Annotated in this window: 21 protein-coding genes; 16 read left to right on the top strand and 5 right to left on the bottom strand. The window is 66.4% G+C overall.

Annotated elements, in window-relative coordinates:
* The first annotated feature begins 89 nt into the window (after nucleotides 1-89).
* From ACFPPA_RS13700 to ACFPPA_RS13740, 9 genes are all read left to right on the top strand, one after another.
* Nucleotides 90-743 carry a glutathione S-transferase family protein gene (locus tag ACFPPA_RS13700; protein WP_377320840.1) on the top strand — a complete coding sequence of 218 codons (654 nt, stop codon included), beginning with the start codon at nucleotides 90-92 and terminating at the stop codon, nucleotides 741-743.
* Nucleotides 692-2668: an FAD-dependent oxidoreductase gene (locus ACFPPA_RS13705; RefSeq protein WP_377320842.1), complete on the top strand. Its 1977-nt coding sequence runs from the start codon at nucleotides 692-694 to the stop codon at nucleotides 2666-2668. Before ACFPPA_RS13700 ends, ACFPPA_RS13705 begins: the two co-directional genes overlap by 52 nt.
* Before the next feature lie 149 nt (nucleotides 2669-2817).
* Entirely contained in the window at nucleotides 2818-3066 is a 249-nt protein-coding gene (locus ACFPPA_RS13710) for a hypothetical protein (RefSeq protein ID WP_377320844.1), read from the top strand.
* A gap of 162 nt (nucleotides 3067-3228) precedes the next feature.
* Complete coding sequence (locus tag ACFPPA_RS13715) at nucleotides 3229-3768, top strand: DinB family protein (RefSeq protein WP_377320846.1); 540 nt, start codon at nucleotides 3229-3231, stop codon at nucleotides 3766-3768.
* Between the two features lie 342 nt (nucleotides 3769-4110).
* Nucleotides 4111-4548, top strand: a complete 438-nt coding sequence (locus ACFPPA_RS13720; RefSeq protein ID WP_377320848.1) for a DUF2846 domain-containing protein — start codon at nucleotides 4111-4113, stop codon at nucleotides 4546-4548.
* 215 nt (nucleotides 4549-4763) lie between these two features.
* Nucleotides 4764-5459 carry an aspartate/glutamate racemase family protein gene (locus tag ACFPPA_RS13725; RefSeq protein ID WP_377320850.1) on the top strand — a complete coding sequence of 232 codons (696 nt, stop codon included), beginning with the start codon at nucleotides 4764-4766 and terminating at the stop codon, nucleotides 5457-5459.
* Between the two features lie 747 nt (nucleotides 5460-6206).
* Nucleotides 6207-7970, top strand: coding sequence for a phospholipase C (locus ACFPPA_RS13730; protein WP_377320852.1), 1764 nt, complete (start codon nucleotides 6207-6209; stop codon nucleotides 7968-7970).
* Between the two features lie 113 nt (nucleotides 7971-8083).
* Complete coding sequence (locus tag ACFPPA_RS13735) at nucleotides 8084-9550, top strand: cytochrome-c peroxidase (protein ID WP_377320854.1); 1467 nt, start codon at nucleotides 8084-8086, stop codon at nucleotides 9548-9550.
* A 165-nt stretch (nucleotides 9551-9715) separates the two neighbouring features.
* A complete protein-coding gene (locus ACFPPA_RS13740; RefSeq protein ID WP_377320856.1) occupies nucleotides 9716-10120 on the top strand; it encodes a VOC family protein in 405 nt (134 codons plus the stop codon).
* 56 nt (nucleotides 10121-10176) lie between these two features.
* Here ACFPPA_RS13740 and ACFPPA_RS13745 read toward each other — a convergent pair whose 3' ends face one another.
* Nucleotides 10177-11250: an alpha/beta hydrolase family protein gene (locus ACFPPA_RS13745; protein ID WP_377320858.1), complete on the bottom strand. Its 1074-nt coding sequence runs from the start codon at nucleotides 11248-11250 to the stop codon at nucleotides 10177-10179.
* A gap of 36 nt (nucleotides 11251-11286) precedes the next feature.
* Complete coding sequence (locus ACFPPA_RS13750; RefSeq protein ID WP_377320860.1) at nucleotides 11287-12117, bottom strand: AraC family transcriptional regulator; 831 nt, start codon at nucleotides 12115-12117, stop codon at nucleotides 11287-11289.
* 192 nt (nucleotides 12118-12309) lie between these two features.
* On the opposite strand from ACFPPA_RS13750, the gene ACFPPA_RS13755 reads away from it, so the two are divergent.
* Entirely contained in the window at nucleotides 12310-12825 is a 516-nt protein-coding gene (locus tag ACFPPA_RS13755) for a DUF3016 domain-containing protein (RefSeq protein ID WP_377320862.1), read from the top strand.
* A 146-nt stretch (nucleotides 12826-12971) separates the two neighbouring features.
* Nucleotides 12972-13529 carry a DUF3228 family protein gene (locus ACFPPA_RS13760; protein WP_377320864.1) on the top strand — a complete coding sequence of 186 codons (558 nt, stop codon included), beginning with the start codon at nucleotides 12972-12974 and terminating at the stop codon, nucleotides 13527-13529.
* 192 nt (nucleotides 13530-13721) lie between these two features.
* Here the strand turns inward: ACFPPA_RS13760 and ACFPPA_RS13765 are convergent, their stop codons facing one another.
* On the bottom strand, nucleotides 13722-14381 hold the full coding sequence (locus tag ACFPPA_RS13765; RefSeq protein WP_377320866.1) for a YajG family lipoprotein: 660 nt from the start codon (nucleotides 14379-14381) through the stop codon (nucleotides 13722-13724).
* 306 nt (nucleotides 14382-14687) lie between these two features.
* On the opposite strand from ACFPPA_RS13765, the gene ACFPPA_RS13770 reads away from it, so the two are divergent.
* A complete protein-coding gene (locus tag ACFPPA_RS13770; RefSeq protein ID WP_377320868.1) occupies nucleotides 14688-15347 on the top strand; it encodes a thiopurine S-methyltransferase in 660 nt (219 codons plus the stop codon).
* Between the two features lie 61 nt (nucleotides 15348-15408).
* Here ACFPPA_RS13770 and ACFPPA_RS13775 read toward each other — a convergent pair whose 3' ends face one another.
* Nucleotides 15409-15927, bottom strand: coding sequence for an NUDIX domain-containing protein (locus ACFPPA_RS13775; RefSeq protein WP_377320870.1), 519 nt, complete (start codon nucleotides 15925-15927; stop codon nucleotides 15409-15411).
* Between the two features lie 85 nt (nucleotides 15928-16012).
* Nucleotides 16013-16561, bottom strand: a complete 549-nt coding sequence (locus tag ACFPPA_RS13780) for a host attachment family protein (protein WP_377320872.1) — start codon at nucleotides 16559-16561, stop codon at nucleotides 16013-16015.
* A gap of 26 nt (nucleotides 16562-16587) precedes the next feature.
* Between ACFPPA_RS13780 and ACFPPA_RS13785 the strand changes: the two genes are divergently transcribed.
* The 4 genes from ACFPPA_RS13785 to ACFPPA_RS13800 all read left to right on the top strand — a co-directional run bounded on the left by ACFPPA_RS13785 (nucleotide 16588) and on the right by ACFPPA_RS13800 (nucleotide 18835).
* The gene (locus ACFPPA_RS13785) at nucleotides 16588-16809 is read left to right on the top strand and encodes a TonB-dependent receptor (protein WP_377320874.1); all 222 of its coding nucleotides are present in this window, start codon (nucleotides 16588-16590) and stop codon (nucleotides 16807-16809) included.
* Nucleotides 16810-16970: 161 nt separating this feature from the next.
* Nucleotides 16971-17567 (top strand): OmpH/Skp family outer membrane protein, encoded by a 597-nt coding sequence (locus ACFPPA_RS13790; protein WP_377320876.1) that lies wholly within the window; start codon nucleotides 16971-16973, stop codon nucleotides 17565-17567.
* 119 nt (nucleotides 17568-17686) lie between these two features.
* Complete coding sequence (locus ACFPPA_RS13795; protein WP_377320878.1) at nucleotides 17687-18076, top strand: GFA family protein; 390 nt, start codon at nucleotides 17687-17689, stop codon at nucleotides 18074-18076.
* A 96-nt stretch (nucleotides 18077-18172) separates the two neighbouring features.
* Nucleotides 18173-18835: a hypothetical protein gene (locus ACFPPA_RS13800; RefSeq protein ID WP_377320880.1), complete on the top strand. Its 663-nt coding sequence runs from the start codon at nucleotides 18173-18175 to the stop codon at nucleotides 18833-18835.
* Nucleotides 18836-18856 lie beyond the last annotated feature (21 nt).

Consider the following 18856-nt stretch of genomic DNA (forward strand, 5'->3'; position numbering starts at 1 on the left):
GATATAGCAGGGCCGCTGAATATGTTCTTTAACATATTCTGCCGCTGCGTATGCTCGATCACCGGTAATCCCCGAACCGGAGAATGAACATGAAGATTTACTGGATCAAGGCCCAGGCACCGCGTCGCGTGCTGGCGCTGATCAAGCATCTGGGTATCGATGCGGAGTGCATCGAAGTCGATCTGCGGGCAGGCGGGCTGAAGAGTCCGTCATACCTTGCGCTCAACCCCAATGGCAAGGCGCCGACCATGGTGGATGGCGATGTCACGCTGTGGGAATCGTCCGCGATCATGGCCTACCTATGCGCCAAGACCGGCTCGGACATGTGGCCGGTGCAACATCCCGCCGAGCAGATCGAGATACTGCGCTGGCTGTCGTGGAACGACAATCACTGGTCGCGCGCGGTCGGGCCGTTCTACTTCGAGCATGTCATCAAACCGACCTTCCACCTCGGTGAACCGGACTGCTCGGAACTGACGGCCACGATGCCGGAGCTGAGGAAACTCGCCGCCGTGCTGGACAACCATCTTGAGCAGCGCGATTTCGTGGCCTGCGACCGGCTTACCCTGGCCGATTTTCAGCTGGCGTCGATGGCCTGCGAGTGGCGCCATGCGGACATGCCGTTCGCCGATTTCCCGCATGTCGCGCGCTGGCTCGATCGCCTGATGGATATACCCGGTTGGGCCGATCCGTGGCCAGCCAGGGCGACCGGAAAGCAGGTGCCGACCTTGGCCAACGCCTGAAATCCGACCGCGCGTTGCGTTGTCATGCGAGCTGTCTTCCAGGGCGCATTCATCCAGCCCGGGAAGGTGTCGGGGAGCATTTCCTCGTCCGTTGGCATGGTGATTCATCAACGCGGTTCCGGAAACATGGGTCCGGGTGCGCTTTCCTGGAAAAGTGGACCCGGCCCCGGTTTCACCGACCTTCACGACGCGAGCGTCATCCCCATCGGCAGCGTTATGATCGCCCCGATGCGATTTCCCCGGAAGCCGTCCATTCGGTTGGCGACGTGCTGGAACGCATCGAAGAGGCAGCTTCCATGGAGTCCATCGGCCACGATTTGCGAGTGATGCAGCGCACCCCGCTGGCACCCGCGCACGTTGCTGCGTTGCGTGAGGCAGGCACCGAGACGGTCTACGCGGCCGGCACCTATGTCGCGCGCCAGGGACAACTGGCCGATCGCTTCGTCTATGTGGTCGATGGCGAAATCGAGGTCGTCAACGCCTATACAGACGAGCGTCATCTGCCATCGACGCTGGGGCCGACCCAGTTCATGGGCGAGATATCGTTCCTCAACGGCGGTACCTTCTCCATGCCGATGCGCGCCGTGCGGGATACGTCCGTGATCGAGGTGCCGCGCGCCGCGATGCTGACGCTGATGTCGCAGATTCCGGAGATGTCGGACATCATCATCACGGTGTTCTCCGCGCGCCGCCGCCGGCAGATCGAGCAGCGCGATAGTGCGCTGGTGCTGATCGGCGAGGAGCTCGATCGCGATGTCCGCTACATCGCTGAATTCGCCACTCGCAATCGCATTCCCTACAGCTCGTTCGAGCTTGGCAGCGCCGAAGCGACTGCGGTGGCCGCTTCGTGTTCGCTTGCGCCGGGTCGCGCCGCGGTCATTTTTGGGCGGGACACGATCGTCGACCAGCCGACGCCGGACAAGGTCGCGCGTCTGCTCGGACTCAACCTGGATCTGGTCGACGACGAGGATTTCGACGTGCTGATCGTCGGCGGCGGGCCGGCCGGTGTGGCGGCCGGGGTCTATGCGGGTGCCGAGGGGCTTTGCGCGCTGGTGACCGAGGACATCGCGATTGGCGGCCAGGCGGGGACATCGAGCCGGATCGAAAACTACATGGGTTTCCCCACCGGTATCTCCGGCGCCGACCTGGTGTGGCGCGGCGAAATCCAGGCGATGAAGTTCGGCACGCGTTTCGCCATGCCGCGCCGCGTCGCGCAGCTCGAGGTGCTGGAGGGCGGCAGCTTCTGCGCCACCTTCGACAACGGCAAGCGGATTCGGGCCAGGGCCATCGTGGTGGCGACCGGCGTGCAGTATCGCCGGCTGCCGATCGAGCGGCTGGTCGAGTTCGAGGGTGCCGGCGTCTATTACGCGGCGACCGAAATCGAGGCCCGCTACAGCAAGGGGACGGAGGCGATCATCATCGGCGGCGGCAATTCGGCCGGCCAGGCGGCGATGTTCCTCAGCCGCACGGCGAGCCGGGTGCGCCTGCTGGTGCGCGGTCGATCGTTGGCGGCATCGATGTCGAGTTACCTGTCGAGCCGGCTCGAAGCGGAGCCGACGATCACGATCGAATACGGTGCCGAAGTCAGCGCGCTGCATGGCGGCGACCATCTGGAGGCGGTGACGATCCGCCGCACTGCGGGCGGGAGCGAGGAAACGGTGCCGACTCGCGCGCTCTTCATCATGGTCGGTGCCGCCCCCAATACCGACTGGCTGTCGGATCTGGTCAAGCTGGACGACAAGGGCTTCGTGCTCACCGGCGAGGCGGTGGGCGCGAGCTCGCCCTTCGCCGCCTCGCTGCCGGGCATTTTTGCGGTGGGCGACGTGCGCAGCGGATCGGTCAAGCGTGTTGCTTCGGCGGTCGGCGAGGGATCGGTGGTGATATCCAAGGTCTGGGAATTCGTCGATCGCGGCGACCGAACCTGATCGGGCGCGACGAGGAACGAGGCCGGGTTCACTTGATTCAGCAGAGCAAGCGAATCCGATCCGGTTGCCGGTCCCGGCGGGTAACGCCGATGCGCGTGCGGCGCGGGGGCAACCGGGTTATCGTGCCGTCCTGATCACGAAGAAATGCCATGACGAAAAGCTACGACCCACCGCTGACCACGAACCCGCACGGTCCCCTCTACCGCGTCGACAAGGCGATCAAGGCCGCCCAGCAACGACTGGATGCCGCGATCGACGCGAAGCGGCATCACACCAGCCAGAACCTGGCCCACGAAGTGATCAGGGAGGCGCGCGAAGGACTCAGGAAGTCCGAACAGATGCGCGTGCTCAGGATCAGGGAACTCGCGCAGAAGGCGGAGGACGGGCCGGCAGGATAATGCAGCGAAACCGGGTCCCGAGCAGGTTGTCACGGACAAATTGCACTCCTGCGACAAAGGGGGCGGGTGATCAAGCCCGAATCATGGCCCGGTGACGGAGTTGGCGGCAGCCAGTCGAGATGGCTACCCTCGCGTCCTTGTCCCACTTGCGTGAAGCACCCGATGTCCCTCAAGCCCGACTTCGAACTGATGGCCCGCTACAACCAGTGGATGAATGTGCGTCTCTACGCCGCAGCGGCGGATCTGGACGAGGCGGAACTGCGGGCGGATCGGGGCGCGTTCTTCGGCTCGATCCTGGCCACGCTGGCGCACATCCTCGCCGCCGACACGCACTGGCTGAAGCGCTTCGCCGCCGCCATGCCCGGACTGGCGTCGCTGGACTACGTGCGCGCCGTGCCGCTGCCCGCGCTGGTCCGCGGCATCACGTTTCCCGACTTCGCCCCGCTGCGTGCCGACCGTGAGGCGCTGGATGCGGCGATCGTCGCGTTCACCCGCGAAGCCACCGACGCGCTGTATGCGCAGCCGCTGAGCTACACCAACAGCGCCGGCGAGTCGCACACCAAGCCGGGCGGGCTGGTGCTGCGTCATGTCTTCAACCATCAGACCCATCATCGCGGACAGGTCACCACCTTGTTCAGCCAGCTCGGCGTCGATGTCGGCGCCACCGACCTGTCCGTGCTGATACCGGAATGCGCGGCTTGATCGCCGCGACCGATCGGCGGCAAGCCAACCGGTCACCCGTTTGTCAGAACCCCGGGCCGCCTCACCCTGGCACCTTGTTCCACCCCGTGACACTAAAGCCAGGAAGACGAAATGGAGTCGATGGACTCGGCGCCATATGTTCTCTGCTGCGTTCCCGCAGAAGGATCTGGCTTTTGCCCGATTTGTCGGATAAGTTTGTGGCCGCCGCAGGGGATTCAAGCGGCGATTCAGTACCCCATGGGAATCTCCGTTGCAGGGAAGCGATGCGGAAGATGGCATGCTTGCCTGCGACAGTGGATGACTGTGCGGGGCAACGGCATTCGAAGACCATCAGGGGGAACCATGTTCAAGAAAATATTGGCGCTTTCGGCGCTGCTTGGTGTACTGGTCATGACGGGCTGCGCAAGCGTCCCGATGGCGAGCAAGAGCCAGGACGCGCAAGCGAAGACGTTCACTCCGGCCGCAGACAAGGCGACTGTCTACATCTATCGCAATGAAACGTTTGGCGCTGCGATCAAGATGCCGGTGCTGATCGACAACGTATCGGTTGGCGACACCGCGTCGAAGACCTACATCGAGAAGCAGCTGCCGCCAGGTCCGCATACCGTCACGTCGAAGACGGAGAAGGACTCCTCGGTCACCATCGACATGCTGGCCGGGCAGATCTACTACGTGTGGCAGGAAGTGAAGATGGGCATGTGGGCTGCCGGTTCCGCCCTGCATGTCGTGGATGCCAAGAAGGGAGAAGCGGGCGTGAGGGAATCGACGCTTATCCAATAGGCGAAAGCGGCAACACAACGCAGGGGTCAGGACGCGTCTTCACAAAAGGCGCCACTGACCCCTGTTTCGTTGTGAAGCAGGGACGTGGAATACGGACCTGGAAAGCGGGATGAAGGAGATCAAATGCGAACGATCCCTCCGTCCCCTTGAATCGCCTTGAATCGTTTCGCCGCAGCTGCTGTGATCCATCGGGCCAACCTGTCGGAGAACACGTGATGAAAACCATCGGCTTGATCGGCGGCATGAGCTGGGAGTCGACGGCGTCGTATTACCGGCTGATCAACCAGGCGGTGAAGGCGCGGCTGGGTGGGCTGCATTCGGCGTCGCTGTTGCTGCACAGCGTGGACTTTGCCGGCATCGAGCAGTTGCAGCGCGCGGGCGACTGGGACACCGCCGGCGCCCAGCTGGCGCAGGCGGCCCGCGGGCTGCAGGCGGCGGGCGCGGGGGCGCTGCTGATCTGCGCCAACACCATGCACAAGGTGGCGCCGGCGATCGAGTCGGCGGTGCAGATCCCGCTGCTGCATGTGGTCGACGCCACCGCCGCGGCGGTGCGCCGGGCCGGCGTGCGGCGGGTCGGCCTGCTCGGCACGCGCTTCACCATGGAGCAGCCGTTCTACGTCGAGCGCCTGCGGCAACAGGGGCTGGACGTGCTGCTGCCGGATGCGGACGGCCGCGCGATGGTGCACCGGGTGATCTACGAGGAGCTGTGCCAGGGCCTCGTGCTCGCCGGCTCGCGCGACGACTACCGCCGCGTGATGGCCGCGCTGGTGGCGCAGGGCGCCGAGGGCATCATCCTGGGCTGCACCGAGCTCGCGCTGCTGCTGGACGCCGGCGATGCCGCGGTACCGCTGTTCGACACCACCGAGCTGCACGCGCAGGCTGCGGTGGACTGGGCGCTGGCCGACGCATAGCGGGCCAGGGCCCCTTCCCGGCAGGCGCCCGGGCCTCGTGCTGCTTCGGGCGCCCGGCTCCGTCGAGCCGACGGGCAAGGTCCGCTGGCTTGCGTGCAAGCCTTGCACCTGCGGACGCGAGGCCTCCCCACTTCGCGCACAACACCCGGAGCGCTGCGCGCAACCCTCCACGCCTTGCGGACCTCGCCCGGACCTTCGGGCGCAACGCCCGCGACCTTGCGATCCGAGGTTCCGGGCCTTGCGCTTCGGAGTTTTCTGCTGGCGTACGGGGTTGCCAGGGTGGTGCATGGAGGTCGCGGGCTTTGCGCGCAAGGGTCAGACCTTTGCGCACGCGTCTGACTTGTTCGCGCAGGGTGCCCTTTCCATGAGATCGACCGTCGTGCCTTGATGCGGCATGCAACGGCATGGTTGGCCGCTTTCGTGACCGCCCGCCACCGGTAGCGTTGCTGCATGCGCGGTGGCCTTGAGCCTTCCGCTTGCCGTTGCGCTGCCGCGCGCTCTCGACCAGACGGCAGCACGAGGCGGGGTCGATGCCCCCCGTTTTCCGGACGACGATGCCACTCCGTCGCGCGCAGGCTCTTGCGAAAAATCAGGCCGTGTTTGTCCTCGAATGTTCATCTTCGGGTGCTTGAATTGTGCGGGATCGGGGAGCCGTGTCGTGCTGCATCCGATCCGGCTTCGGGGGAATCCGCGCACTTTCGGTCCGTTCATGGCCGGCATTTTCGCTTCTCTACAAGGAGTCTCTTCATGCTCAGTCTTTCCATGTTCCGCAAGGCGCTGCTGCCGGCATCCATTGCCGTCATGAGTTTTGCGTTTGCCGCCTCGGCCCAGGTCGGCGCGCCCCCAGGCCCGGGCAACACCCCGGCATCGTTCGGCCCGGCGGCGTCGCATGGTGGTGCCCGGACCGCCACGCCGATCAAGCATCTGGTGGTGATCTTCGACGAGAACCGCTCGTTCGATCACTACTTCGCCACCTATCCGCACGCCGCCAACCCCGCCGGTGAACCGGCGTTCCATGCGCGGCCGTTCACGCCGCCGGTCGAGGGCCTGGATGCCCGCCTGCTCAACGCGAACCCGAACAAGCTCAACGCGGCCAACGGGGTGAACGCGGTCAATCCATTCCGTCTGGATCGCACCCAGGCGAACACCGAAGGTCAGAACCACGGCTACACCGCCGAGCAAAAGGCCTACGACAACGGCAAGGCCGACCTCTTCCCGCTGTATACCGGCAACAACACGGTCAGCAGCACCGGAACGTTCGGCACGCCGGGCCTGGTGATGGGCTATTACGACGGCAACACGGTGACCGCGTTGTGGAATTACGCACAGCGCTTCGCCATGAACGACAACACCTACACCGACACCTACGGTCCGTCGACGCCGGGTGCGCTGCACGTCGTCTCCGGCACCACTGCCGGCGCGGTCATCCCGAACGGCGTCGCGCCGAGCGGCGTGACGCCCGACGGCCAGGGCGGCTACACCGTGACCGGCGATCCCGATCCGGCCTTCGACATCTGCTCCAACGCGAAAAAATCCGTGGAGATGACCTCGAAGAACATCGGCAACCTGCTCAATGCCAGCCACATCAGCTGGGGCAGTTTCATGGGCGGCTTCGACCTGAGTGCCGTGAACGACAACGGCAGCACCGGTTGCGCCCGCAGCACCTACTCCAACGTGCTCGGCGGCAACAAGACCGACTACATCCCGCACCATGCGTGGTTCCAGTACTACGCGTCCACGGCCAACCCGACGCACGAGCGCCCGACCTCGCCGGCCTATGTCGGTCACGCCGACCCGAAGGACAGCACCGGTGCACCGGTGAACCACGCATACGATCTGGAAGACTTCTACCACGCGGTGAAGAGCGGCAACTTCCCGGCCGTGAGCTACATCAAGTCACCGGCCGTCGGCGATGCGCATCCGGGCAATTCGGATCCGCTCGACGAGCAAGCGTATCTGGTGCAGCTGGTGAACTTCATCCAGAGCCAGCCGGAGTGGAAGGACACGGCCATCATCATCACCTATGACGATTCCGACGGCTGGTACGACCATCGCTACGCCGCGCCGACCACCTCGTCGTCGGATCCGACCGCCGACCAGCTCAACGGGGCCGGCATCTGCACCAGCGCGCAGGCCATGCCCGGCAAAGGCGTCGACGGCAAGGTGGTCAACGGCCGCTGCGGCCCGGGTACCCGCATCCCGTTCCTGGTCCTCTCGCCGTATGCGCGCAGCAACTACGTGGCCAGCAATCGCCTGACGCAGTCGTCGGTGGTCCGCTTCATCGAGGACAACTGGCTGCATGGCGAGCGTCTCGGCGACGGTTCGAACGACGCCGCTGCCGGCAGCATCATGGGCATGTTCGACTTCAGCCACGGCCGCGCCTTTGCCACCCAGCCGCTGTTCCTGGACCCGGACACCGGCACGGAAGTGTCGTCATCGGACCCGGGCCATGGTCACGGCCACCACCATGGACGCGGTCACGGCCATTGGCTCCGGCCCTGGCAGTACTGAGCAAGCGGTGATCCCTCCGGGCCCGCCTGTGGCTCGGTGATCCGGTATCACCATCAACGCTCCGCCGGGCCTGCCCGGTGGAGCTTCCGTCGTCGAGGGCACTCCCGATCATCATGGCTTTTCGACTCAAGTTCGCGTCCGCTGCGCGAAATGCACCCGTTCCGCGCCCGGTCCAACCGCTGTCGGCGCGCGCATTCGGCTGGGTGCCGGCCCTGCTCGCCGTGGTCGGCGCAGCGATCGGTCTGGCCGGGGCGACTCACGCGCAAGCCTCGACGGCCGCCTTGGCCACCGCCACGGCTGGCCGTGGCATCAACCCCGATCCCGTCGAGCTGCGCTTGCCGCCGGACCGCCCGCTGAGCGCGGTGGCGCGTCTGGGCCGGCTGATGTTTTTCGATTCGACCCTGTCGGCATCGGGCCGGCAGTCCTGCGCCTCGTGCCACGCCCCGGCCTACGGCTACAACCCGCCCAACGGCCAGGCGCTGCAGCCGGGTGGCACCCACATGGGACAGGTCGGCTTCCGTCCGCCGCCGTCGCTGGCTTACCTGTACCGGCAACAGCCCTTCAGCATCGGTCCGGATGCCGGCGAGGTCGAGGCGCCGGTCAACCTCGCCGCGCTCGCCCGTGCCGCCGGCAAGACCGCGCGCGCGCCGAAGTTGGCGGGCAGCGCGCCGGCCAAGGTGCCGATGGTGCCCATGGGCGGACTGTTCTGGGACGGCCGCGCCGCTTCGTTCCAGCGACAGGCGCTGGCGCCGATGCTCAATCCGGTGGAGATGGCCAACACCAGCATCGGGCAGGTCGCCGCCAGGCTGGGGGCCAGCCCGTACCGCGGGCAGTTCCAGCAGCTGTTCGGCCGGGACATTCTCAAGCAGCCCGATCAGCTGGTGTCCGAGGCGATGTTCGCGATCAGCCGCTTCGAAACGGAAGACGCGTCGTTCCACCGATTCACCAGCAAATACGACGCCTGGCTACAGGGCAAGGCGCGACTGGACGCTGCGGAAATGCGCGGCCTGACGCTGTTCAACGAACCACAGAAGGGCAACTGCGCCGCCTGCCACCTGAGCAAGGTCAGCGCCGACCGCCTGCCGCCGCTGTTCACCGACACCCAGTACGAGGCGCTGGGCGTACCGCGCAATACCGCGCTGCCGATGAACAGGGATCCGCACTTCCACGACCTGGGTCTGTGCGGACCGTTCCGCCACGACCTGGCCAGGCAGACCCGGTACTGCGGCATGTTCATCACGCCGACCCTGCGCAATGTCGACCGCCGCCAGGTGTTCTTCCATAACGGCATCTATCGCACGCTCAGGCAGGTGCTGGATTTCTACAACTTGCGCGCGGTGGCGCCGGAAAAGATCTATCCGCGCGGCGCCGATGGAAGGCCGGCGCTATACGACGATCTTCCCGCTGCCTACCACGCCAATGTGGACACCATGGACGCCCCGTTCGACCGCCATGTCGGCGACCAACCCCCGCTGAGCGACCAGGACATCCAGGACATCATCGCCTTCCTGCACACCCTGGATGACGGCTACACGTCGGCTGGCGGCAGGCCGAGGGCTGGTGCTGCGCAGGAGAAATAGCCGGAAACCGGGGCGCGAAGGCATCAGGGACCATTTCCGGCGCCGGCTCGCGCGGCAAGGACGCCGCCTGTCGATCGGTGGCAGGTTCGTTCGTCGTGGATGGGGGCGGACAGTTTGCCTTGAACCGATCCGCCGACCCCATCGGCCCCACCCGAGGAGATTCCCATGCAACTGGTCGCGTACCTCAACTTTCCCGGCACCGCGCGCGAGGCGATGGATTTCTACGCCGCCGCGCTCGGCGGCAAGGTCACCCAGCGCTTCACCTATGGCGAGTCGCCCATGGCCGAGCAGATGCCCGAGGCGGCACGCGCCAACGTCATGCATTCCCAGGTGGAAATCGGCGGCGCGCTGATCATGGGCGCGGACGGTCCGCCGCCGCACGAGGCGGGCAGCACCACGGTCAACATCATGCCGGACACGCCGGAGCAGGCGGAGCGCCTGTTCAGGGCGCTGTCCGCCGGTGGCGAGGTCACCATGCCGCTGGAGGAGACCTTCTGGGCCCATCGCTTCGGCGCGCTGACGGACCAGTTCGGCAAGCGCTGGATGGTGAACTGCCTCAAGCCGATGTAGTCCGGGCCGGGAAACAGCGACACCGCTTCCCGATCGCGCCGGCCCCGTTCGTGCGCTCAGAGATGGTTCGCGAAGAACGCCTCGGCCGTGGCGATCGCGGTGGCGTGGGTGCGTTGTTGCGGTGTCCGAAAGTGCTTGCACAGCGGCTCCCGCTGCCGGCCCAGCGCAGTGCAGTCGGCGAGGAAATCGTAGTGGCCGACGCCGGGCAGGGTTTTCAGGCTGGCATGGGGCAGCAGGCTCGCGGCGAGCTCACCGTTGCTGGCCGGCGGCGCCACCGGATCGGCGTCGCCGAGCAGGATGCTCACCGGCGTATCGATCGCACGCAGGCTGCGCGGGGCGAGCGCCTCGATGCCGCCCGGTGCCATCACGAAGGCCGCGCGGACGCCGGGGATCGCGTAGTCGTCGCCGGCGTGTTTCGCCTGAGGTGCCATTTCGGGCGTCTTCATGGCTTGCTCGCGGGCGGCCAGGGTCAGACCAGGCGCCTCGGCCTGCGCTGCGCAAGTCGGGTCGGCGGCATGCGCGTGGCAGAACTGGAGGTAGTGGTCGACATCGACCCGTGCGCCGGCGCTCAGCAGGGCCGTGATACCACCCGCCGAGAAGCCCGCCACGCCCAGGCGCTGCAGGTCCAGGTGCGGGCCGATCTGCGCGTCGGCCTTCGCGGTGTCGAGCGCCACGCGCAGGTCCACCGCGCGATCCCACACCAGCAGGCTGCCAGCCATGGTGATCGGGTCGCGGCCGTTGGTGCCGGGGTGATCCACCGCGATCACCACGTCGCCGGCGCGGGCCAGGGCGGTGCCGAACCAGGCCATCATCCGCGCGCTGCCGCCGAAGCCGTGCGAGAACAGGATCACCGGGTGCCGCCCCGGCGCGAACGGCGCATCGGCCGCGGCGCGGCCGGCGTCGAACAGCGGATGCTCCGGCGGCCCGATCTGCAACGGCGTCTCGGCGGCACCGCCGGCGGCGGGATACCACACGGTGATGCGCAGCGCGTCGCTGTGCCGGGCATCGCGGAGCGCCGCGCTGGGCGTGTGCGCCATCCGATGGATCTCGCCCACCGCGCCGGCGTGCGCCATGGTGCAGATACCCAGCCATGCGGCAGCCAGGGCAATCAAGGGAATACGTGCGGTCATGCGATCCTCGTCGATGTTGGAGCTCGGGTGGGTCGATCAAGCCTTCAGGGGCAGCCAGATCTCGACATCGCCGATGCCGCTGGCGTCGTCGAAGTCCGCGCTGTATTTCTCGAACTCGGGAGCGTCGGCCACCTGCAGCCCCGAGCGCGGCAGCCAGTCGCCGACGAAGGCCTGCCAGGTGCCGCGGATGGCCGAGACATGGCCGTGATGGGTGGCTACCACGTACTCGCGTGCGGCCAGCCGCAAGGTGCCGAGCGCGGGGTCGAGGCCGCCGAAACCGGGCACGTCGACACCGGCAAGGTATTCGAAGTTGCCCTCGTCGTCGCTGTTGCAGAACACGCCGAACGCGGTGCGCCGTTTCGGCAGCGCCGCCGCGTGGTGCAGGAACAGGCGCTGCCACTGCGCCGGAATGCCCTGCGTGGTGTCCGGCGTGTAGCGGCAACCGAGCCCGGCGATGAAGCGCGTGTCGTCGTGCTCCAGGCGCGGTTCGTCCAGCGCCACGACGGCACCGCCGGCGCTGCGCCAGGGTTCGACCAGGGCGAGGCCGTCCACCGAACCCCGCTCGCGCACGCCTGCCGGACTCAGGCCGAACTGCTCGCCGAAGGCCCGCGTGAAGGCCTCGTGCGAGCCGTAGCCGCTGGTCAGCGCCACCTCCAGGATGTCCGGCGCGCCATCGGCCAGCCGGCGGGCCGCTTCGGTCAGCCGGCGCCCGCGCAGGTAGCGCACTACCGAGCAGCCGGTCATCGTCTGGAACAGCCGCGCCAGGTGAAACGGCGACACCCCCGCCACCTCGGCGATGCGGCCAAGCGACAGCTCCTCGCTGTAATGGCTTTCGATGAACCAGAGTGCTTTTTCGGCAGCTGCCATCCCGGAATCCCGGCGGTGGAATCGACCGGTGCAGAGTAACCGCAGCCTCAGCCGCTGCGTTTGATCGTTCTTGCGGGGGTGGCCAATGGGGACAGACCCCTGGGTCGGAGTACGTCGATCCAGGTGGCGGTTTTCGACCTTGCTTCGAGCCCCGACGTATACTGAATCCGGTTCCCTTCCGGGAGATCTGCCATGAAATCCTCCTCGCTTCCCCGCCTGCTGTGCGTTGCCTGCCTGGCCCTCGCTTCCGCCCTGGCGCGGTCGGCGCCACCGCCGGACAACGTCGACGTTCACTACAAGGATCCCCAGCACTTCAGCGAGGCAAGGCGCAGTTTCGGGACGCACCTGATCGACGCCGACGCCTATCTGAAACCGCTCCAGGCCTACATCGCCCAGCGTGCCTCGCGCATCCTGGCGCCGGGCCAGCGGCTGGACATCGAGGTGACCGATGTGGACCGTGCGGGCGAGTACGAGCCGTGGCGCGGACCCCGCTTCCAGGACGTGCGCATCATCAAGGACACGTATCCGCCGCGCATCGACCTCAACTTCACCTTGTACGGTGCCGACGGCAAGGTGCTGCGCGAGGGCCACCGCCAGCTGCGTGACCCGGCATTCCTCAGCAACACCTCGTCTGTCCATCAGGATCCGTTGCGCTATGAGAAATCCCTGATCGATCGCTGGCTGCGCAAGGGCGCCGGGAAGCTCTGAGGAGCGGAAGACGGGGCGGAGGAAGTCGCCTCGAGGAACTGGCCTCGAGGCCACGACCTTCATCCCCTTGTCGCTCGCCCCCCGGCGGCCGGGACGACCGGCGGCGCACGCGTTACCCTCGTGCGCTGCTTCCACGGTTGCCGCCCATGTCCATCGTGCTCACCCCCTTCGCCCGCGCCCGCCTGTTTCCGCTTCAGTCCCGCCGCAACACCATCCGGGACTGCACCGCCGAGGCCTTCGAGCGACGCCTGAATGAAGAGGCGCCGCTGAAGGTGCTGCCGGGCTACGCGCCGTTCTGCCGACTGCACGTGCACCGCAACTGGACGTCCACCCGCTGCATGGCCGTGCCCATCAGCGAGGCCAACCGTCACCTGCTGCACTCGGCCTACGAGGCCCGCACGAAAGACGAACTGCCGGTGCTGGTGCGCTGGTTCGAGGGCGTGGCCCCGCCCGTCGCCGACTACCTGCTGCCGATCCTTTACAGCCGCGACCAGCTGGCAAAAGAAGGCTCACCCATCGAAGCCGACTGGGGCGTGGTCGGCTGCCTCTATACCAGCGAGCCGGAGGAGATCCCGATGGTGCCGATCACCATGCTGCGCAACGCGCTCGGCGTGGACGAAGGCGGCTCCGGCGTGCCGCTGGACCACGAGGCGTACCGCCGCAGCGCGGCATTCTGGGAAGGGCACGCGAACTGGCGCGAGTGAGTGCGATCCCGGAGGCGGGGGAGGGGGCAGAGTGCGCTTTCTCCGGAGAGGACGGCGGGGGAAAAGCGGCGCCGTGGGTCGTTCGGTTTGATTTCGTCCCGAGCCAAGGCATGCCCGGCTTGTCCGCGGCGCGGTCAAGGGGACGGGGGTAGTCCATTTCGGATACCTCCGTCCCTCTTTTATCGTCTGCGCTCAGAAGTCGTTGTTGACAGCCGCGTCGTCGAACTGCTTGAGGTAATCTTCGAACGCGCGATGATAGGCCAGTTGCCAGTTCGCCTCACGAGCGACTTGTATCGCATTGTGGCCGTAGCCCTTGATGGTGATCTGGCGATGCCCATTGGCGCCGTCAATGCTGAGCAAAGTGTTGATCCTGGCCTCGATGGAGGCGCTCCAGAAGCCGGGTGTGAACCATGCCCAGAATTGGCGGATGTTCACGTTGATGTGCGTGGCGTCTGCCGGTGCACGGTTTGCCGGAACGACCGTGTAGCCCCGGCTGACCAGGGCCTCGGTCAGCAATTGTCTGGTGACCGAATTCACGCTCTGGTCGCCCTGCAACAGAATGTCGCCGAACGCGTGACCAAAGCCCCCGCGTTTGCGTGCGATCGCCTGGGTCCGTTGCTGTGCATCCAACGCATAGCTGCTGCCTTTCTTCAGCGATGGCGTGCTGGGGTCGTCCGGGTCGGTTTCAAATCCCCGCTTGTCGCTGACCGAGTCGATGACCACGACCTTTCCCGTGCTGGCAGCGCCCGCAACTTGCGGAGTGTCGAGGTGCATCCGAGTGCGCGTTGTAGCGCATCCGGCGGTTGCTGCAAGAACGACGCAGGCGATGGCCGCCTGTAAGAGATGCTTCATGTGTTTCCCCCTGTTGAAATTCCGCTGCGATAGTCGATATGCAGTCGGGTCGCGATAGTCCACGCGGCACGGTCAGCCTGCCCCCCCGAAGCGGATATGGCAACCCGGCGGCAAAAGCAGGGGGCAGCGTCGATCTTCCCGTCGATAGGCCACACATCCGCCTCTCCGTTGGCTTGAGTGATCCGGCAAATGGATGTATCAGGGATATTCTCTCGCGCGGATCGAGCGCGAACGGCATGCGGTCGGGTTCTTTTCCTGACCGGCCACCGTTTGACATGCTTGCTCCCACGCCGACAGGAACGCACCATGGATCCCGACTTCTGGCATCAGCGCTGGCGCGAAGGCCGCATCGGTTTTCACCAGGACCGACCGACGCCGCTGCTGCTCGAGTACTGGCCGGCGCTGGCGCTGGCGCCTGCCAGCCAGGTGTTCGTGCCGCTGGCGGGCAAGTCGCTGGATATGGCCTGGCTCGCGGCGCAGGGGCACCGCGTGCTGGGGGTGGAGCTGTCGCCGCTGGCGGTGACGCAGTTCTTCGACGAGCACGGGCTGACGCCGCAAGTGCACGACTCGCGCTATGGCCGCCACTACCATGCCGGCGACATCGAGCTGATCTGTGGCGACATCTTCGGCCTCGACGCGGAGATACTCGCCGGTTGCGCGGCGGTGTACGACCGCGCCGCCCTGATCGCGCTGCCGCCGCCGCTGCGCCGCCGTTACGTACGCGAGCTGCATGCGCTGCTCCCCGCCGGCTGCCGCGGCCTGCTGATCACGCTGGAGTATCCGCAGCACGAAAAGCACGGGCCGCCGTTTGCCGTGCCCGAAGTCGAGGTGCGCGAGCTTTACGGCCGCGACTGGATCGCCGCGACGCTGGATCGCCGCGACTTCCTCGCGCAACAGCCGGGCTTCGTCGCCGAAGGGGTGAGCGCGCTGGACACGGTGGTGTACCGGCTGTCGCGAAAAGCCTGAAGTCCGGAGGGCGGGTGGGTGTTCCGGCGCCGCGGCGGCTCCGGCGAGAGCGGTCCGCCGGCTACTCCGTCGCCGTGCCCGTCGTCGGTATCCGCAGCGCCTCCGGCGGTGTGCCGTCGATGAATTCCCGGCGGACCTGTCCAAACAGGTCGCGCTGACCACCGAAGGCCAGGCGCGGGATCGCCGCATCGAGCGGGAGCCACCGGTGTGCGTCGTTTTCCCCATCCCGCCGGACGGCCGCGGCGGCATCGACGAAGGCGACAAAAGCAGGCACGACCGCCACGCATTCCTCGCGCACGTCGTAGTAGGTCTCGCAGCGGTCGGCGGAATACAGCGCGTGCGGACGCAGTCCGGTCTCTTCGTGCAGTTCGCGCAAGGCGGCTTGCCAGGCTTTCTCGCCGGGTTCGATATGGCCGGCGACATAGGTCCACAGGCCGTGCAGGTGGGCTTGTGCCCGCCGCAGCAGCAGGACCTCGGCCTCGGCCCCGTGACCACGTATCACGATCACGGAAACCATCGTGCATTGCAGTGCCATACCCGGCATGGCGCACTCCCGTTGCCGAGGGCTGACGTCGAACAAGGTCGGCTTCACCCCACCGCAGGCGGCGAGTGAAGCCGACCCGCTGCATGCGCGCGTCGCCGACGCCGGCGTGGCCCTCGTGCGGTTACCCGTTCGTCTGCAGAATCTTCTCGATGTCTTCCAGGGTCGAGTTGGTCAGCGTCTTGGTCAACTCGCCGCTGATGCGCTTGTTCGTCTCACCGTGCAACTGGGGGCGGATCTCGCCCATCGTCGTCGGGTCGGCGATCAGGAACAGATGCTCGAACTCCTGCTTCAGCGCAGCCGCATTCAGTCGATGCGCGAGTTGCTTGGCGAAGGTGGCTTCGCCGGTCTGTTCGGGGCTCGATTCAATCGGGCGGTGACCCGACGGCCCCTGGCCCTGCGCGTCATCCGCATCGGCCGCGATCAGATCGTCCTGCTTCAACTTCAGCGCGTCGTGCTTGCCCACGTTATGGAAAAAACGTGCCTGGGTGCCATCGGCAACCACGACCCAGGTGCCAGCGGGAAGGCTGTGCATCGGCTTCTCCTTCAATTCATCGGGGCGCACCAAGGGGGTGCGCCAGTGCGCCGACCTTACCCGCCCGTTCGTGAGGAGTTCGAAAAAAGGGATGGCGGGTATCGGGCCTTTGTCACGGGTAAAGGTCTTATGCTGCAAGGCGATTACGCGCAGGGAGTTCCTCCATGGCCGATGTTTCCGGCAAGACGAGCAATGGGTTCAGCTACGAGGGGGACTGCCAGCTGCCGAGCGCGGGCCGCCTGCACTGGTCGGTGACCTTTCGCCATGACGGCAATTTCGCCGGCATGCGGTACGGTTCCCTGTATGGCATGCAGGGCATCGATGAGGCGGGGCTGGAGACCGCGGTGAAGCAGGATATCGACCTGGTGTGGACACAGTCGCGCTGACGCGGTGTGGCGCGCATCCGTTCGGGACCGGAGTCGCCAAGGACGGCATGGAACCGCTCGTTCAGCTGCCGAGACGCATCGATTGGGTATGTTGGGGGGAACCACGCGGTCCTCGAACAGTCGATGGACCGTATGAACTTCACCCTACGGGATAGCCCATCATGAATTTGCTTCGCTCATCGCTCGTCGCCTCGCTGATCGCCGTTACCGGTCTTTCCGTCGTCCCCGTTTCGTCCGCACGCGCCGCCGACGACCTCGGTGGCAACGCCGTGACTGGCGTGTGCCTGCTATCGCGCGAGGCGATTTTCGCGCAGGCGAAGGTCGGCCAGGCCGCCAGCGAGCGGCTGGGTCAGTTGGCCGAACAGTCGCGCAGCCAGCTGGTCAGCCAGCGCAAGCCGCTCGAGGCGGACATCCAGAGCTTCCAGAAAAAGCAGTCATCCCTCAGCGAGGCGCAGCGCACGAAAGAGGGATCGGCCCTGCAACAGCGCATGCAGACGTTCCAGACCCAGGCCGGCGAGTTGAACCAACGCATCCAGCTGACCCGCGCCAAGGTCATGCAGCGCATCGGTCTGGACGCGCAACCGATCGTCGCCAGCAGTTACAAGAGCCATCACTGCGGCCTCCTGCTGAACCGTGACGCGGTGCTGGCCGGCAACCTGGCCAACGACCTGACTCCCGACGTCGTGCACGGCCTGGACCAGAAAATCACCACCATGACCTTCAACCTGGAGCCGCTGCCGACCGCCAAGGGCAAGTAAGCGGCACCGCGCGGCCGGCTTCCCCAGATCATGTTTCCCGGGGGAGCTGTGCCGGATCGCTTCCGGGTGAAAGCGGTGTAGGCTTTTCCGGTCAGGGGTTCAATCCACGGGAGGCAGCAATGATCGAAGGCTCCTGCCACTGCGCCGCGGTGCGATGGCGGTTCGACGGCCAGCCCGACGGCGCCACAGCCTGCAACTGCACGGTCTGTCGGCGCTACGGCGTGCTCTGGGCCTACGACTACGAGGACGAGGGCATTCGCGTCACGGGGCATACGCAGGCCTATGTGCGCGGCAAGGCGATCGAGTTCCATTTCTGTCCGGTCTGCGGTTGCGTGGTTTGCTGGCGTGGCCGCGAGACAGACGTGGCGGGACGTCGCCGCATCGCCGTCAACCTCCGTCTGGCCGAGCCCGACGCCGTGGCGAAGATTCCCATCGATCATTTCGATGGGCTGGACACGTTCGATGACCTGCCACGCGACGGCCGCTGCGTCGCGGACTACTGGTTCTGAGGTGTTTCGGGGCAGCCTGGCCCGGGGTGGGACGGGTTCGCGTCCCTGACCTTCGGTGGTCATCGGTGTCTTGCGGGTAATCGGAGAACCACGTCCATGGGCGCAACGAAGGCATCGGCCACACTTCGCACGGGCATGGCCGCGGGTAACGCGGTGGCACTCCTGAGCGTCGCCTATGCGATGGTCCTCGGCATCGGTCTGCTCACACTTCCGTCGCCGGGCATGGCCATCCAGGACCCATGGTTCACCGCGATGGAGCTTCTGATTCTCGTCCTTGCCCCCACGATGGTCGCCCTCATGGCCGCGATCCATGCCGGGGCACCCGCCGGGCGCAAGTCCCTCGCGCTGCTCGGCATCGTGTTCATGGGCATGTGCACCGTGATCACCTGCAGTGTCCACTTCGCCATGCTGACTCTCGGCCGCCAGGCCGCTTTCGCCACGGGCGACTGGGCCACGCTGGTCTTCTCCTTCCACTGGCCGTCGGTCGCGTATGCGCTGGACATCCTGGCGTGGGATGTCTTCTTTCCCCTCGCCGCGCTATGCGCTGCCTGCTCCGTGCCGGGCATCGGACTGGCGCGACTTGCACGCCGTTGTTTCTTCGCCAGCGCGATACTCGCCTTCGCGGGGCTGGTCGGCGTGCCGATGGCCAACATGAGCGCGAGAAACGTGGGCATCATCGGCTACGCGGTGCTTTTCCCGATCGCGGCGTTCCTGCTGGCGCTGCACCTTCGGCGCACGGCCCGCCACGGCGCGATCTGATTGAGTGCCCGGGATATTTGC

This window comes from Rhodanobacter ginsengisoli (genome assembly GCF_042657065.1).
GTDB lineage: Bacteria > Pseudomonadota > Gammaproteobacteria > Xanthomonadales > Rhodanobacteraceae > Rhodanobacter > Rhodanobacter ginsengisoli.

What these genes read in the sequence shown, in the direction of transcription:
- ACFPPA_RS13700 (WP_377320840.1), top strand. Translation starts at nt 90, where the DNA reads ATGAAGATTTACTGGATCAAGGCCCAGGCACCGCGTCGCGTGCTGGCG.
- ACFPPA_RS13790 (WP_377320876.1), top strand. Translation starts at nt 16,971, where the DNA reads ATGAATTTGCTTCGCTCATCGCTCGTCGCCTCGCTGATCGCCGTTACC.
- ACFPPA_RS13715 (WP_377320846.1), top strand. Translation starts at nt 3,229, where the DNA reads ATGTCCCTCAAGCCCGACTTCGAACTGATGGCCCGCTACAACCAGTGG.
- ACFPPA_RS13735 (WP_377320854.1), top strand. Translation starts at nt 8,084, where the DNA reads ATGGCTTTTCGACTCAAGTTCGCGTCCGCTGCGCGAAATGCACCCGTT.
- ACFPPA_RS13800 (WP_377320880.1), top strand. Translation starts at nt 18,173, where the DNA reads ATGGGCGCAACGAAGGCATCGGCCACACTTCGCACGGGCATGGCCGCG.
- ACFPPA_RS13710 (WP_377320844.1), top strand. Translation starts at nt 2,818, where the DNA reads ATGACGAAAAGCTACGACCCACCGCTGACCACGAACCCGCACGGTCCC.
- ACFPPA_RS13755 (WP_377320862.1), top strand. Translation starts at nt 12,310, where the DNA reads ATGAAATCCTCCTCGCTTCCCCGCCTGCTGTGCGTTGCCTGCCTGGCC.
- ACFPPA_RS13730 (WP_377320852.1), top strand. Translation starts at nt 6,207, where the DNA reads ATGCTCAGTCTTTCCATGTTCCGCAAGGCGCTGCTGCCGGCATCCATT.
- ACFPPA_RS13750 (WP_377320860.1), bottom strand. Translation starts at nt 12,117, where the DNA reads ATGGCAGCTGCCGAAAAAGCACTCTGGTTCATCGAAAGCCATTACAGC.
- ACFPPA_RS13770 (WP_377320868.1), top strand. Translation starts at nt 14,688, where the DNA reads ATGGATCCCGACTTCTGGCATCAGCGCTGGCGCGAAGGCCGCATCGGT.
- ACFPPA_RS13745 (WP_377320858.1), bottom strand. Translation starts at nt 11,250, where the DNA reads ATGACCGCACGTATTCCCTTGATTGCCCTGGCTGCCGCATGGCTGGGT.
- ACFPPA_RS13720 (WP_377320848.1), top strand. Translation starts at nt 4,111, where the DNA reads ATGTTCAAGAAAATATTGGCGCTTTCGGCGCTGCTTGGTGTACTGGTC.
- ACFPPA_RS13760 (WP_377320864.1), top strand. Translation starts at nt 12,972, where the DNA reads ATGTCCATCGTGCTCACCCCCTTCGCCCGCGCCCGCCTGTTTCCGCTT.
- ACFPPA_RS13740 (WP_377320856.1), top strand. Translation starts at nt 9,716, where the DNA reads ATGCAACTGGTCGCGTACCTCAACTTTCCCGGCACCGCGCGCGAGGCG.
- ACFPPA_RS13785 (WP_377320874.1), top strand. Translation starts at nt 16,588, where the DNA reads ATGGCCGATGTTTCCGGCAAGACGAGCAATGGGTTCAGCTACGAGGGG.
- ACFPPA_RS13795 (WP_377320878.1), top strand. Translation starts at nt 17,687, where the DNA reads ATGATCGAAGGCTCCTGCCACTGCGCCGCGGTGCGATGGCGGTTCGAC.
- ACFPPA_RS13765 (WP_377320866.1), bottom strand. Translation starts at nt 14,381, where the DNA reads ATGAAGCATCTCTTACAGGCGGCCATCGCCTGCGTCGTTCTTGCAGCA.
- ACFPPA_RS13725 (WP_377320850.1), top strand. Translation starts at nt 4,764, where the DNA reads ATGAAAACCATCGGCTTGATCGGCGGCATGAGCTGGGAGTCGACGGCG.